The following is a 14690-nucleotide window of genomic DNA, read 5'->3' as shown; positions in this document are numbered from 1 at the left end:
GGTGATGAACCATGGTGTTGTCTAATGCCAATATTTATCGTTAAGTTCTTGATTCTAAATGGGAATTGAGCGATGCAAATTTCAAGTTTGGGTGCAGCCATCAAGCGTTATCGAAAGGTAGCGGGGCTTACTCAGGCTGAACTAGGTGAAAAAACCGGTTTTGACCCAAAAACCATCAGCCGCTTCGAAACCGGCACCTACACCCCCAGCGTTGAAGCTCTATTTCTGCTAGCCGAAGTACTGGGAGTGAAGCTGAAAGCCTTCTTCGCCGATCTGGGCGACGAAGAGGAACAGCGGGCTTATTTGTTCGGTGTCATTCACAAAGCCACCCCGAAGGATCTGGGAAAGCTGATAGCAGCGGTAGACCAGGCCTTGTCCAAGCCTTGAGCCCCGCAACAAATCAACGAGAAGAGGCACGCTTATCAACCCTGATAAGTTGGCCTCTTTTTTAATCCACGACTCCTGACAGGAACTGACAGACCCAGCCCATAAGCTTGTGCCCACAACACAGCCCAAAGGACCCAGGAGTCGTCATGATCACTAACACCTACTTCCTGCTTTATGTGGACAGCCCGACCGCCAGCGCGGAGTTCTACAGTCGCCTGCTGGACAAGCCACCGGTGGAGTCATCGCCGACCTTTGCCCTGTTCATCCTCGATTCGGGGATCAAGCTCGGCCTCTGGTCCCGCCACACGGTTGAACCGAGCGCCCAGGCAACCGGTGGTGGCGGCGAACTGGGCTGGGCCGTGGACAGTCGAGAAGCCGTGGACGAACTGCATCACCACTGGCAGGCCCTGGACATGACCATCGCCCAGCCCCCCACCCAGATGGATTTCGGCTACACCCTGCTCGCCCTTGATCCGGACGGGCATCGCTTGCGCGCGCTCTATCTCACTGTCGACTGAGCCCATGACCCAGCAGAGGCGCCGATACCGGCGCCTTCCTCGCCCCAGACGGAAAATTAATAGAAACGTCTCATTGAGCGCCCCGACACTCATCGTTATCCTCCCCGCCGACTTGTCACAATTTGTAAGGGAATACGATGAAGTACCTGCGCCTCCTCATGGCGATGGCCGTCCTCTGCGCCACGCCACTCCTTGCCTTTGCTGCCACGCCGAACGAGAGCAAAGACGCCGAATCCCAGACCGCCGAACAGTTTCTCGCCTCGCTCTCCCCACGCCACGGTAACGTCAAGCTACCCGGGGATATTGCCAGCCTCGACCTGAGCCAGGAGTTCTACTACCTCAATCCCAAGGACACCGAGAAGCTGCTGACCGAAGGCTGGGGCAACCCGCCCGGCTTCACCACCTTGGGCATGATCGCGCCCAGCGCAGTCAGCCCGCTGTCCGCCGAAGGCTGGGGCGTAATCATCAGCTACAAGAATGACGGCCACATTTCCGACGACGACGCGGCGAAAATCGATTACCAGGACCTGCTCAAGCAAATGCAGGAAGCGGACGAGGAAGACAATAAGCAACGCAAGGAACAGGGCTACGGCGCCATCCACCTGCTGGGCTGGGCCGAACAGCCAAGCTATGACGCGCAATCCCACAAGATGTACTGGGCCCGCGAACTCAAGGCCGAAGGCGCCCAGAGCAACACCTTGAACTACAGCATCCGCGTGCTGGGACGCGAAGGCGTGCTGGAACTCAACGCAGTCGCTTCCATGGACGACCTGGCAACTATCAAACGCGAGATTCCCAAGGTCCTGGCCTTCACCAACTTCACCGACGGCAACCGCTACGCCGACTACAACCCCAGCACCGACAAACTGGCGTCCTATGGCCTGGCCGCTCTGGTGGCCGGAGGCCTGGCCAGCAAGGCTGGCTTGTTCGCCAAGCTGGGGGTACTGCTCCTGGCCGGCAAGAAGTTCATTGTCATAGGCGTGCTCGCCCTTGCCGCGTTCGCCGGCCGGCTGTTCAAGAAGAAAGGCTGACTGCAAGCTGCAACGCCCCTGCATGACGGGGCGTTGCAGCTCATCAACCATCCTGTTTCACCTGCACATCACACTCTTTCTCAGGCGATGTCCGCAGCCGCCAACGTCCTTCCAATTGCATGGCCATCACACTGCCCAGCACCACGGCCGCCCCCAGCACCACAGAAGATTGCACCCTCTCTGCAAGGACCATCGCAGCCAGCAGCATCGCCACCGGCGGAATCAGATACATCGCGATCGATGCCCGGCTGACCTCCACCCGCGCCAACACGTAAGCCCAGGCCAGATACGCCAGAGCACTGGGAAACAGCCCCAGCAACAACACCGCCAGATTCACCCGCCACGACGCCTGTGCCACCGCCTCGGGTAACCCGGGCGCATACACCGACAACAGCAACGTGCCGCCCCAAACCATGTAGCACACCGTGGTCAACACTCCGTAGCGCCCGGAAAAGCGCCGCTGCAAAACGAAGTACAAGCCCCAGGAAAACGCCGCCAACAACACCAGCAATCCACGCGGCTCGATCGATCCCAGCCCCTTGTCGGCGGCAACCACCAGCACCGCCCCAAGCAAACCCGCCAGCACGCAGCCCCAGCGCCAACCACTGACCGGCTCCTTGAGCCAGAAGAAGGCGATCAGCGTGCTGAAGATCGGCGCCGACTGCGCCAGCACGCTGGACGCTCCGGCACTCAAGCCCTGCTGACCATAGTTGAGGCTGACGTGATGCAGGGCGATGGCAAAGAACCCCAGCACCAGCAGCCAGGGCAGATCACGCCTACGCGGCAGGGATATTTTCAACACCACTGCCATTGCCGCCATGAACAGCGAAGCGATCAGGAAACGCAACAGCGCCAGATGCCCAGGACTGTAGCCCTCAAGGCCAATATGGATGCCCACCGGCGAATAGGCCCAGCACAGAATGACCGCAGCGGTAGCCAGCAATAGCTTGAACCCAGGTAAGCGCTTCACGACACAGGCATCCAGACAGAGAGAAGAAACCCAGTCTCTCGCCCTCCACAACTCACCACAACTAACCGATACTAAGGCCATTCCTCACTGGAAATGAGCAATGGAACTGACCCAACTGAAGATGGTGAAAGCCGTGGCTCGCACCGGCAGCATTGCCCGCGCGGCCGAGCAATTGCATTGCGTACCCTCCAACATCACCAACCGCCTCAAGCAGCTGGAGAACGAGCTCGGTACCCCGCTGTTCACCCGGGTCGGACGCGGCCTGAAGATCAGCCCGGCCGGGGACATATTCCTCGGCTACAGCGAGCGCATCCTGGCCCTGGTCGACGAAGCCAAACGCGCCGTGGACAGCCAGGCGGAGCCCAGCGGGTTGCTGCGCCTGGGCTCGATCGAATCCTGCGCCGGCGGCCGTTTGCCACCGCTGCTGGCGCAATACCACCGACGCTATCCCCAAGTGAATGTGGAACTGGTGACCGGCACCTGGTCGCAACTCTTTGAAGAACTGCAACACCAGCGTATCGACGGCGCCCTGGTGGCCATCGACACCTTGCCGGCAAAGCTGCAGCAAACCGTGCTCTACCACGAGCCGCTGGTACTGATTTCCAGTGCAGGCACCGCCCCCATCCGCAACGCAAGCGATTTGCAGGGGCAAAATCTGTTCATGTGGCCACCGGGCTGCCCTTATCGCCGCGCCCTGGAAAACTGGCTGGCCAGGCACGGCCTGAACCTGCCCATTACCGGGTATGCCAGTTGGGGCACCATTATCGGCTGCGTCAGTGTGGGTGCCGGCGTCTCGCTGATACCGGAAGGCGTGCTGGAGCGCTATTCACAGTCGGCGACCCTGAACGTGCAGCGTTTCAGCGACCTGCTGCCAGTGGACAACCGCTTTGTCTGGCACCAGGACGTGCAGCGACACAGTGCGCGGGATGCGTTTGCCCAGCTATTACGGGAACAGTTGGGGGCATGACGACGCCCCTCCTCGGCAAGCCAGCGAGCGTTTCGGCACAATGCACGAGCGCCCCGGCACAACAGCGGATTCTGCCTGCCCATAAACTCGTCTTTCATCACCAACACCCAGACGAGCCCCTCATGAAAAACCGACTTTTACTCAGCGCGCTTTCCTTGGGTCTGAGCCTTGGCGCTCACGCCGCCGAGTTCAGCATCAGCAGTCAAGACATCAGCGACGGCCAACCCTTGAGCCCTGGTGAAGTGTTCCAGGGCTTTGGCTGCGAAGGCGGCAACACCTCTCCCGAACTGTCCTGGAAAAATGCCCCACCGGGCACCAAAAGCTTTGCCATCACTGTTTATGATCCGGACGCCCCCACCGGCAGCGGCTGGTGGCACTGGACCCTGGTCAACCTCCCGGCTTCCACTCAGCAATTGCCCAGGGGCGCCGGCAGTGCCAAAGGCGAGCAACTGCCACCCGGCGCCATCCAGGGTCGTACCGATTACGGCCAACCCGGCTTTGGCGGCGCCTGCCCGCCAACGGGCGATAAACCGCATCGTTATCAGTTCACCGTCTGGGCATTGAAGGTGGATAAACTGCCCGTCGATGCCCAGGCCAGCGGCGCATTGGTGGGCTACATGCTCAACGCCAACGCCCTGGCCAAGACCACACTGACCGCTACTTACGGACGCTAGTAACGATGAACGCCCCTGCCGGCCTGCAGCATCATGAAAGCCGTATCGACACCTGCATCATCCGCGCCCGGCAAGCCCATGCCCTGCAACGGGTACCGATTTTCGTCAGCGCTCTGTGCCGAGTGCGCCAGGGCGAGAAACGCATGGACTGGGACGACCGCGAAATGCGCGTGGGCGGCCAGCACCTGATCCTGCTACCGGCGGGACGCGAAGTGGGCATCAGCAACTATCCGGGCGCGCAAGGTCACTACATCGCCGATGTCGTGACCTTTCCTGCCCCGGCCTTGCGGGCGTTCAGCCTGCGCTACCACCAGCAGATCATTACCCGTCCCGGGCGCAGCGGCGCGGACCTCTGCGTCCCCCTGGAGCGGCACACCGCCCTGGCCTGGGACAACCTGCTGGAATGCATTGCCAGCAATGCACCGGATGCCCTGCGCAGCCACTACGGCGAGGCGGTGCTGCTAGCCCTGGCCCTTGGCGGCTGGATTGGTCCGTTGTTGCTGGATCGTCACGACCCACTGTGCGAACGGGTGCAACAGATACTCATGAGCAACCCGGCGCGGGACTGGACGGTAGCCTGCGTTGCCGAGCGCTTGAACCTCGGGGCTTCCACATTGCGCCGCCAGCTGGCGCACGAGGACAACAGCTTCAGCAACATCCTCGAGAACGTCAGGCTGGGCCTGGCCCTGCAGTGGCTGCAAACCACGCCACGTCCCATCGGTGAAATCGCCGCAGCCAGCGGCTACGCCTCGGCTTCACGCTTTGCGGTGCGCTTTCGCAAGCATTACGGGCTTTCGCCCCGAGCACTGCGGGCAGCGATCTAGCCAGCGCGCCTCACCGCGACAGGCCATCCATCACCGCATCGATGAAGGGAGCCTTTTGCGCGAGATACTCGCCAATGCCCTCGCGATTGCGAACTTCAAGCTCAAGCTTCAGGTTTTGGTATTGCTGGCGCAGATCGCCGTCCTGGCGCAGCAGGTCGCGAAAATGCAGCATGCGCTCGATCTGCTCATGACCCGAGAGACAGACATGCACTTTGTGGGTGCGCACGCCATCGACATCACGACGATAAAAATGATGTCCCTGGCTAAGGTTACTGCCTCGGACATAACCCAAAGTGACCATGAAGGCATTGCGCGCCAGTTCATCTCGGTGTTCTGCAACCACGACCAGCAGATCGATTTCCGGCTTGGCCGCCAACCCGGGAACAGCAGTGCTGCCCACGTGATGTACATCCATCAGTTCGCAACTGAAACCTTTGGCTATGCGCTCCTTCTCAGCTCTGAATGCCGCAGGCCACTGATCGTCATAGAGGGAAATCTTACTGGTAAGCGCCATGACCACTCCTTGATGCAAAGGCGTTGGATATTCCAGGAACGAACCGCACGGGCTGACTGGACAAGGGATTCGCGAGCCAGAAACCGGGCGCACGACAAAAAACACGCCAACAGAAATACTGCGCGAGTTCGAAGATTTTCAAGTGCTTTAAGAGTTTTGATCAATCTCGTTGAGGACCAACGAGAGGCGTTATGGAGGCAACCCCACCAGCCACACCCCGGCACACAATGTTCCCGCTGTGGCTGCTGCCTTCCGGCTCTGACCAGGTTCACGGGTAATCGTTGCGGGGGGACCGATGGGGTCACCATAACGACGCTCACCTGACGGCGAGCCGCGCCATTGTACCTATCTGAGTTGAACTTACAACCGCTCGTTGCAGATTAAAAAATCCGATGAGCTTCAAGCACTTGGATGTGGTCCGCCGACCGTACGGAGAGGCTCAGTCCAGGGACAGCACTTCGTCGGCGCGGCCACCTTCTTGCTGGATCACCAAGTGGATGAAATGCAGCTTGGCAATCACCGCCGGCGGCAGGATGAAGGGATAGAAATCCGGCTGGCCCATGCTGCGGGACAGTTCGTTGAGCATCCCCGCCAGTTCGATCCAGGCGTTGACGAAGGCCAGGAACGCCGGGCCGCCAGGGTGCTGCGGGTCGTACAGGCTGCTCAGGGGAAACGGCTGGTAGTCGAGATCGACGTCGCGGGCACTCATGCCAAAGCCCAGGGCGGTGTCCACCGCGTCCATCATGTGCAGGTAGTGAGCCCAGGTTTCCGCCCAATCCTCCCAGGGGTGCATGGTGGCGTAGGCGCTGACGTGGCTGTGTTGCCAGCCGTTTGGTGCGCCCTTCTGATAGTGCCGCTCCAGAGCCTCAGCGTAGCTATAGCGCTCGTCGCCGAACAGGCTGCGAAACGACTCCAGCCAGGGGCTATTGGCAATCAGCCGATCCCAGTAGTAATGCCCTACCTCATGACGGAAGTGCCCAAGCAGGGTGCGGTAAGGCTCATGCATCTGTGCCCGTACCCGCTCGCGATGGGCGTCATCGGCTTCCTTGATGTCCAGGGTGACCAGGCCATTGGCGTGTCCGGTAATCGGCGCCCTGCCCTCAAGATCGACACCAATGAAGTCGAAAGCCAGGCCCCGTTCTTCGTCGTCGCTCTTGGGGATCACTTGCAGGCCGAGGGCAATCAGCTGTGCTACCAGGCGGCGCTTGGCAATTTCCACTTTGCGCCAGCGCTCCGGATTCTCCGGGACGGACAAGTCGGGGATGGTGCGGTTAAGGTTGCAGGCTACGCACAGGGTGTCGGTCAGGTGGGCCGGCAGCAGCCAGTTACAAGCCGCGGGAGTATCGAGGTTGGCGCAGCGCTTGAAGGCACCCGCCTCAGGCTCGGCATCCAACACCCAGGTCCCAACAGCGGGTCCCGGCTGCAGGGACGACAGACAGCCCAGTTGCGGCGCGTAACCGAGCAAGGCCGAGCACGCCAGGCACTGGCTGTTGCGAAAGAACAGCGACTGCCCACAGCGGCATGACCAGAGTTTGCTGTTGCGTGAGCGGTCACCGACGAAGGGCGCGGCGATCCGGGAACTGAGCTGCTCGAAGAAACGGTACATGGCGCATCCTCCCTGGGGCTTGCCAAGACTAGATCATCCTGGCTGCCTCATCGTTCCCTCGGCCAGTCAGGAGCCGGCTTGCTGGCGAAACCATCACTGCCCAGCCGGCTCCAAGGATCACGCGGGGACGGGGATGCCGTGGTCGCCGAGGAAGGCAACAAAGGCCGCTTCATCCAGGACCTTGAGCCCCAACTCATTGGCCTTGGCCAGCTTGGAACCGGCTCCGGGGCCCGCGACGACGCAGTGGGTTTTCGCCGAAACGGACCCCGCTACCTTGGCGCCCAGGCTCTCCAGCTTTTCCTTGGCCACATCGCGACTCATCAACTCCAGGGAGCCGGTGAGCACCCAGGTCTTGCCAGCCAGGGGTAGGCCTTCGACCACCTTCTTCTCGCTCTGCCAATGCATGCCAAAGGCCTTGAGCTGCTCCTCGATGGCCTGGGCCAACCGAGCATTGGCCGGGATGTCGAAGAACTCCCGCACCGACTTGGCCTGCTTCTCCGGCAGGGCCTGGCGCATATCCAGCCAGTCTGCCGCAATCACGCCCTGCAGGGAGCCGAACTTGTCCGCCAGTTTCTGCGCCGCACCCGGCCCCACCGAGGGGATATTGAGCTTGTCGAGCATGCCGCCCAGCGTGGTACTGGCGGCGAACTCCGCCCCCAGCTCGCCCTGATCCTGCAACACCAGGCCGCATTGATCCGCGGCCAGCAAGGCACCAATCACATCCTGGTTATGGCTGTCTTCGAAGAAACTGTGAATCTCATGAGCCACTTCCAACCCCACATCCGGCAGGTAGGTCAGCACCTGGGGCAAAGCCTGCTGGACCCGCTCCAGGGTTCCCAGGGAACGGGCCAGGACCTTGGCGGTTTCCTCGCCTACGTCAGGAATACCCAAGGCATAGATGAAGCGAGCCAAAGCTGGACGCTTGCTGTCTTCGATAGCCTTGAGCAGCTTGTTGCTGGAAACCTCGGCAAAACCTTCCAGGTCGATGATCTGCTCGTACTTGAGCTGATAGAGATCCGCGGGCGAAGCGATGAGCTTTTCGTCCACCAGTTGCTCGATGGTCTTGTCCCCCAGGCCTTCGATGTCCATGGCGCGACGGGAAACGAAGTGGATGATCGCCTGCTTGAGCTGGGCACCGCAGGCCAGACGACCGACGCAGCGATACACCGCGCCTTCGCTGACGGTTTCCCGGCCCTTGCTGCGCTTGACCAGTTGCGTGCGCTCGACATGAGAGCCACAGACCGGGCAGCTTTGCGGAATCTGCACCGGCCGAGCGTTTTCGGGGCGGCGCTCAACCACCACTTGCACCACTTGCGGAATCACGTCACCGGCGCGGCGGATGATCACGGTGTCGCCGATCATCAGCCCCAGGCGCGCCACCTCATCCATGTTATGCAAGGTGGCGTTGGACACAGTGACTCCCGCCACCTTGACTGGCTTCAGGCGTGCCACAGGCGTCACGGCGCCGGTGCGGCCAACCTGGAATTCCACATCCAGCAACTCGGTGAGTTCTTCCATGGCCGGGAATTTATGGGCAATGGCCCAACGCGGCTCCCGGGCACGGAAGCCCAGTTCACGCTGAGAGGCGATGCTGTTGACCTTGAACACCACACCGTCGATCTCATAGGGCAGCGCGTTGCGTCGCTCGCCGATCTCACGGTAATAGTCCAGGCATTCGTCAACCCCTTTGGCCAGGCGTAGCTCTCGACTGATGGGCATGCCCCACTGCTTGAGTTGCTCCAGGTTGCCGATATGGGTGTCGGCAATGTCGGCAGTGACCTGGCCCAGGCCGTAGCAGCAGAACTCCAGCGGCCGGCTGGCAGTGATCTTCGAGTCCAGCTGGCGCAGGCTACCCGCCGCGGCGTTGCGCGGGTTGGCAAAGGTCTTGCCACCCGCCTCGAGTTGCGCCGCGTTCAGGCGCTCGAAACCAGCCTTGGACATGAAGACTTCGCCGCGCACTTCCAGGGTCGCCGGCCAGCCGCTGCCTTGCAGCTTGAGCGGAATATTGCGCACGGTACGCACGTTGACACTGATGTCTTCGCCGGTGGTGCCATCGCCACGGGTGGCGCCCCGGACCAATACGCCGTCCTGATACAGCAGGCTGACCGCCAGGCCGTCGAGCTTGGGCTCGCAGCTGTACTCCACCGCCGCGCCACCACCGAACAGATCGCCCGCCGGCAGGTCCAGGCCTTCGTTGACTCGACGATCAAACTCGCGCATGTCGACTTCTTCGAAGGCGTTGCCCAGGCTGAGCATGGGGATTTCATGGCGCACCTGAGTGAAGGCCGAGAGCGCCGCGCTGCCCACACGCTGGGTAGGCGAATCGCTGGTGACCAACTCCGGGTGCTCGGCCTCCAGGGCCTTGAGCTCGTGGTACAAGCGGTCGTACTCGACGTCCGGAATGCTCGGCTCGTCCAGTACGTGGTAACGGTAGTTGTGTTGGTCCAGCTCAGCGCGCAGCTCAAGAATGCGGGTTTCAGCGGCGGTCATGGGGTTCTCTCATAAAGCAAAAGAGCAGCCTAGGCTGCTCGATCTGAAGATGGGGGCAAGGGCTTCGCTGGCAAGCCAGCTCCTGCGAGAGGAGCTGACTGTGGAAGCTTAGCGCTTTTGGGTCAGAGCACGGCGTTCGAATTCGACGATACGCTGACGGTAGTGCTCGATGGTCTGGGCAGTCAGCACGCTGCGCTGGTCGTCCTTGAGTTCGCCGTTGAGCTCCTGGGACAGCTTGCGCGCCGCCGCCACCATCACGTCGAAGGCTTGCTTCGGGTGACGCGGGCCAGGCAAGCCGAGGAAGAAGCTCACCGCCGGAGTGCTGAAGTGATCGATATCATCCAGATCGAACACACCGGGTTTGACCGCATTGGCCATGGAGAAAAGCACTTCGCCATTGCCTGCCATGCTTTCGTGGCGGTGGAAGATATCCATCTCGCCAAAACGCAGGCCGCTTTCAAGGATGTTCTGCAACAGTGCCGGGCCTTTGAAACCGGCGCTGTCGCGGCAGATCACACTGATCACCAGGACTTCTTCGGCTTGCGGCTGTTCCTTGTCACTGTGACCGGCGGCCTTGCCTTCATCCGCCGGGAAGTCATCGTCGCGGCTACTGAAGCTTGGGCCGCTATCCAGATCCAGGTCCAGATTGAGGTCGCCCTGATGAGGCTCGCCACCGCGCTTGCCGCGCTTGGATGAAGAACTTTCCCGGGGCTCGCGGGCAGGCATGCTGACTGACGGCAGATCGTGCTCGTCCAGTTGCGGTTCTTTATGAGTATCCAGCACCCGAGGCGGACCCAGAAGTTCGGCACTGCCTTCATCATCCGGCAGATTGGAAAGACTTCGATCAAGACGGAACTTCAACTTCCCCTTGCCGCCGCGCATACGCCGCCAGCCATCAAAAAGAATACCGGCGATAACAATAATGCCGATGACGATCAGCCACTCGCGCAGACCGATTTCCATGTAATCCCGTGCCTCTATAAAAAATGCTGAAAAATAAGGGGTTTACAATCTGTAAACCGCTTTAAAACGTGGCGCCAACTCTATGTTCTGAATGGCGTTTTGCCCACGCATAGGAAAAATTGACATTAAACTAGCACGACCAAAGGCAACTTTACACCGTCTGTCGCAACGGTTACGGCCAATATGTCGATTGGCCAGCTTGGTAATGGGAAAAATCCCCTGAATTGCCCTCCAACAGTCGCCTTAGTCGCACGGACTCAAGCGTCCACCATCGCCATCGCCTCCTCGACATCCACGGCTACCAACCGCGAACAACCGGGTTCGTGCATCGTCACCCCCATCAACTGATCGGCCATTTCCATGGCGATCTTGTTGTGGGTGATATAGATGAACTGCACAGTCTGCGACATCTCTTTAACCAATCTTGCATAGCGTCCAACGTTAGCGTCATCCAGCGGCGCGTCAACTTCATCGAGCATGCAGAACGGCGCCGGATTCAACTTGAAGATAGCGAATACCAGAGCCAATGCAGTCAATGCCTTTTCGCCACCCGAGAGCAAATGAATGGTGCTGTTCTTCTTCCCGGGAGGACGCGCCATGATCGTTACCCCTGTATCGAGTAGATCTTCGCCCGTCAGTTCCAAATAAGCGCTGCCGCCACCGAAAACTTTTGGAAAGAGTGCCTGCAAACCGCCGTTGATCTGATCAAAGGTATCCTTGAATCGATTGCGGGTTTCCTTGTCGATCTTGCGAATCACGTTTTCCAGGGTTTCCAGGGCTTCCACCAGATCGGCGTCCTGGGCATCCAGATAGCGCTTGCGCTCGGACTGCTGCTGATACTCGTCGATGGCCGCCAGGTTGATCGCGCCCAAACGTTGAATTCTTGCCGCAATGCGTTCCAGCTCTTCTTCGGCGGCCTGCTCGCTGGCCTCCCCGGTCAGGGTCGCCAGCACGCCGTCCAGGTCGTAGCCATCGGCCAGCAACTGCTCCTGCAAGGTCTTGCGACGCACGGTCAGGGCTTGCCATTCCATGCGCTGCTGTTCGAGCTGGCCGCGGATCAGCTGGGATTGCTGCTCGGCCTGGTTACGGCGCTTCTCGGCATCGCGCAGTTCGCGATCGGCATCTTCCAGGGCGATCTGCGCGGTCTTGAGCTCGACATCCACGGTCATGCGCTTTTCCAGCAGCTCTTCGAGCTTGAGGCGCAGTTCTTCCAGTGGCGCCTCGCCCTCCTCCAGGTTGAGGCTGAGCTGTTCGCGCTTCTCGGTCAGACGCTCGGACTGCAGCTCCAGGCGCTCCAGGGCCTGACGCGTGGAATCATGCTGGGCCTTGAGGGAGCCCATGCGCACCGCCAATTGATGAGCATGATCCTTGTGCTGGCGTGCCTCCTGGCGCACCCGATCAAGGCGCTCGCGCAAGCTGTCGCGCTGAGCCAACAGCAACTCACGCTGCTCGGTATCCAGGGCCATGCTGTCGAGGGCTTCCTGCAACTGCAGGCGCGCCTCGCCCACCTGTTCATGCTCCAGCTCACGCTGTTCGCCAAGCTCTACCAATTCTTCATCGAGGCGAGTACGACGCAGATTCAACTGCTCGGCCTTCGCCTTGCCGGCGGACAGCTTGGCTTTCAATTCACCCTGCTGGCGAGCCTCGTCCTGCAACAGGCGACGCAAGTGTTCGCGACCGTTCTCCTGCTGACGTTGCTGGGCCCGCAAGTTGAGCAATTGGCTCTCCAGGGCTTCAACACTGGCTTCGCGTTCATCGCGCTCCAGCGTCAATTGCTGGATTTCCTGGCCCCGTGCCAGCACGCCACTCTCCGCTTCACTGGCCCGTCGCACCCGCAGGAAATGCCGACCGACCCAATAGCCGTCGCGGCTGATCAGACTCTGCCCGGCTGCCAGTTGCCCACGCAGGGCCAGGGCCTGTTCGAGATTTTCCACCGGTTTGACCTGACCCAGCCAGGGCGACAGATCCACTGTGGATTCCACCTTGTCCAGCAGGCTGCCGGGGATGCGCAAGGCATCGCCCTGCAGGCTCAGCAGACGCAGATCGCCTTGTTGGAAACCGGCCAGATCGATGCCGGAAAAATCGTCCACCAACACCGCTTGCAGGTCGGCACCCAGCACGGTTTCCACTGCCAGCTCCCAACCCGCCTCCACGTGCATGCCATCGGCCAGGCGCGGACGCTCGGCCAACTGCTGCTCACGCAACCATTCTGCAGTGCCGGTGCCAGGGTCCAGCGCAGCCTGCTGCAAGGCTTCCAGGGACGCCAGCCGGCCATTGAGGCGCTGCAATTCACCCTGGGCCTGCTGCTGTGCCTGGGTCGCCTGCTGTAATTGCTGGCGCAGTTGTTCCAGGCGCTCGACCTGGGATTCCTCGCTGGCTTGCAGGTCTTCCAGAGTTGCTTCGCTGGCAGCCAGTTGCTCGTTGAGCTCGAGGATCGCCGCGTCTTCCGGGTCGGCCGAGAGCAACTCGCGCTCCTCCCCCAGGCGCCGCTGGCGCTCGGACAAACGCTCCATGCTGCCTTCGAGCTGCTGGATCCGCGACTGCTGCACTTCCGCCTGGCGCCGCGGCTCGGCGGAGCTCAGGTTGAAGGCGTCCCACTGCTCCTGCCAGCCATGCATGGTGGTTTCGGCTTCTTCCAGGGTCGCGGCAGCTTCCTCCGCGGCGGCCGCCGTGACCTCCTGCTCGGGCTCGAGCATGGCCAGCTCTTCCCCCAGGGTTGCCAGCAAGGTGCGGTCGTGCCCCAGGTGCGACTCGGTCTCCAGGCGCGCACGCTCGGCTTCCTTGAGATCGTCCTGCAACTGCCGCAGGCGCTGCTGGCCGTGCTGGATGCTTTGCTCGACCCGAGCAATGTCGCCACCCACCGAGTAGAAGCGCCCCTGCACCAGATTGAAGCGCTCGGACAATTCATGGTGACCGTCACGAAAGCGTTCGATAGCAGCATCGGCATTACGCTGCTCGGCCACCAGGGCCTCGAAACTGACTTCCTGGCTACCGATCACCGACTCGCGCTGGCCAACCTGCTCATTCAATGCCTGCCAGCGCAGAGCCGACAGTTGCGCCTTGAGCTGGCGCTCCTCGGCCTTGTATTCCTGATACTTCTCGGCGGCCTGGGCCTGGCGATGCAGACGCTCCAGCTGACGCTCCAGCTCTTCGCGCAGGTCGGTCAGGCGGGCGAGGTTCTCGTGGGTGCGGCGGATGCGGTTTTCCGTCTCGCGCCGGCGCTCCTTGTACTTGGAGATGCCCGCGGCTTCTTCGATGAAATTGCGCAGATCCTCCGGCTTGGCCTCGATCAGCTTGGAGATCATGCCCTGCTCGATGATCGAGTAGCTGCGTGGCCCCAGGCCGGTGCCAAGGAAAATGTCGGTGATATCCCGACGGCGGCACTTGGCGCCGTTGAGGAAATAGCTGTTCTGGCTGTCGCGGGTCACCTTGCGGCGGATGGAGATTTCCGCATAGGCGGCGTACTCGCCCACCAAGGTGCCGTCGGAGTTGTCGAACACCAGTTCGATACTGGCCTGGCTCACCGGTTTGCGACTGGTGGAGCCATTGAAGATGACGTCGGTCATCGACTCGCCGCGCAGGTTTTTCGCCGAGCTTTCGCCCATCACCCAGCGCACGGCGTCGATGATATTCGACTTGCCGCAGCCATTGGGGCCCACCACTGCCGCCATGTTACTGGGGAAGTTCACCGTGGTCGGATCGACGAAGGACTTGAACCCCGCCAGCTTGATGCACTTGAGTCGCAC

General features: G+C 61.1%; 12 protein-coding genes and 1 other RNA gene. 6 read left to right on the top strand and 7 right to left on the bottom strand.

Annotation, left to right across the window (positions count from 1 at the left end; all coding sequences use genetic code 11):
* Positions 1-72: 72 nt before the first annotated feature.
* From ACSSVC_RS13830 to ACSSVC_RS13820, 3 genes are all read left to right on the top strand, one after another.
* Complete coding sequence (locus ACSSVC_RS13830) at positions 73-387, top strand: helix-turn-helix domain-containing protein (protein ID WP_011060220.1); 315 nt, start codon at positions 73-75, stop codon at positions 385-387.
* 146 nt (positions 388-533) lie between these two features.
* Positions 534-905, top strand: coding sequence for a VOC family protein (locus tag ACSSVC_RS13825; RefSeq protein WP_492612412.1), 372 nt, complete (start codon positions 534-536; stop codon positions 903-905).
* 137 nt (positions 906-1042) lie between these two features.
* The gene (locus tag ACSSVC_RS13820) at positions 1043-1936 is read left to right on the top strand and encodes a DUF2167 domain-containing protein (protein WP_492612411.1); all 894 of its coding nucleotides are present in this window, start codon (positions 1043-1045) and stop codon (positions 1934-1936) included.
* A gap of 43 nt (positions 1937-1979) precedes the next feature.
* On the opposite strand, the gene ACSSVC_RS13815 is transcribed toward ACSSVC_RS13820, so the two are convergent.
* Positions 1980-2906, bottom strand: a complete 927-nt coding sequence (locus ACSSVC_RS13815; protein WP_492612410.1) for a DMT family transporter — start codon at positions 2904-2906, stop codon at positions 1980-1982.
* A gap of 100 nt (positions 2907-3006) precedes the next feature.
* Here ACSSVC_RS13815 and ACSSVC_RS13810 point away from each other — a divergent pair, with 100 nt between their 5' ends.
* From ACSSVC_RS13810 to ACSSVC_RS13800, 3 genes are all read left to right on the top strand, one after another.
* The gene (locus tag ACSSVC_RS13810) at positions 3007-3873 is read left to right on the top strand and encodes a LysR family transcriptional regulator (protein ID WP_492612409.1); all 867 of its coding nucleotides are present in this window, start codon (positions 3007-3009) and stop codon (positions 3871-3873) included.
* Between the two features lie 122 nt (positions 3874-3995).
* Positions 3996-4547, top strand: coding sequence for a kinase inhibitor (locus ACSSVC_RS13805; protein ID WP_346631820.1), 552 nt, complete (start codon positions 3996-3998; stop codon positions 4545-4547).
* A gap of 5 nt (positions 4548-4552) precedes the next feature.
* Positions 4553-5371, top strand: coding sequence for a helix-turn-helix transcriptional regulator (locus ACSSVC_RS13800; protein WP_492612408.1), 819 nt, complete (start codon positions 4553-4555; stop codon positions 5369-5371).
* Between the two features lie 10 nt (positions 5372-5381).
* On the opposite strand, the gene ACSSVC_RS13795 is transcribed toward ACSSVC_RS13800, so the two are convergent.
* From ACSSVC_RS13795 to smc, 6 genes are all read right to left on the bottom strand, one after another.
* Positions 5382-5885, bottom strand: coding sequence for a GrpB family protein (locus tag ACSSVC_RS13795; protein WP_404938848.1), 504 nt, complete (start codon positions 5883-5885; stop codon positions 5382-5384).
* 201 nt (positions 5886-6086) lie between these two features.
* An RNA gene (gene ffs / locus ACSSVC_RS13790) (signal recognition particle sRNA small type) lies at positions 6087-6183 on the bottom strand.
* Between the two features lie 141 nt (positions 6184-6324).
* Positions 6325-7491 carry a zinc-binding metallopeptidase family protein gene (locus ACSSVC_RS13785; protein WP_404938846.1) on the bottom strand — a complete coding sequence of 389 codons (1167 nt, stop codon included), beginning with the start codon at positions 7489-7491 and terminating at the stop codon, positions 6325-6327.
* Positions 7492-7608: 117 nt separating this feature from the next.
* Complete coding sequence (ligA, locus tag ACSSVC_RS13780; protein WP_404938844.1) at positions 7609-9981, bottom strand: NAD-dependent DNA ligase LigA; 2373 nt, start codon at positions 9979-9981, stop codon at positions 7609-7611.
* A 108-nt stretch (positions 9982-10089) separates the two neighbouring features.
* On the bottom strand, positions 10090-10944 hold the full coding sequence (gene zipA, locus ACSSVC_RS13775) for a cell division protein ZipA (protein WP_123725813.1): 855 nt from the start codon (positions 10942-10944) through the stop codon (positions 10090-10092).
* A 257-nt stretch (positions 10945-11201) separates the two neighbouring features.
* The gene (gene smc / locus ACSSVC_RS13770; protein WP_346631825.1) at positions 11202-14690 is read right to left on the bottom strand and encodes a chromosome segregation protein SMC; all 3489 of its coding nucleotides are present in this window, start codon (positions 14688-14690) and stop codon (positions 11202-11204) included.

The organism is Pseudomonas sp. E1BtOHC1 (assembly GCF_058744285.1).
This window is presented reverse-complemented; position numbering and strand designations above follow the sequence as displayed.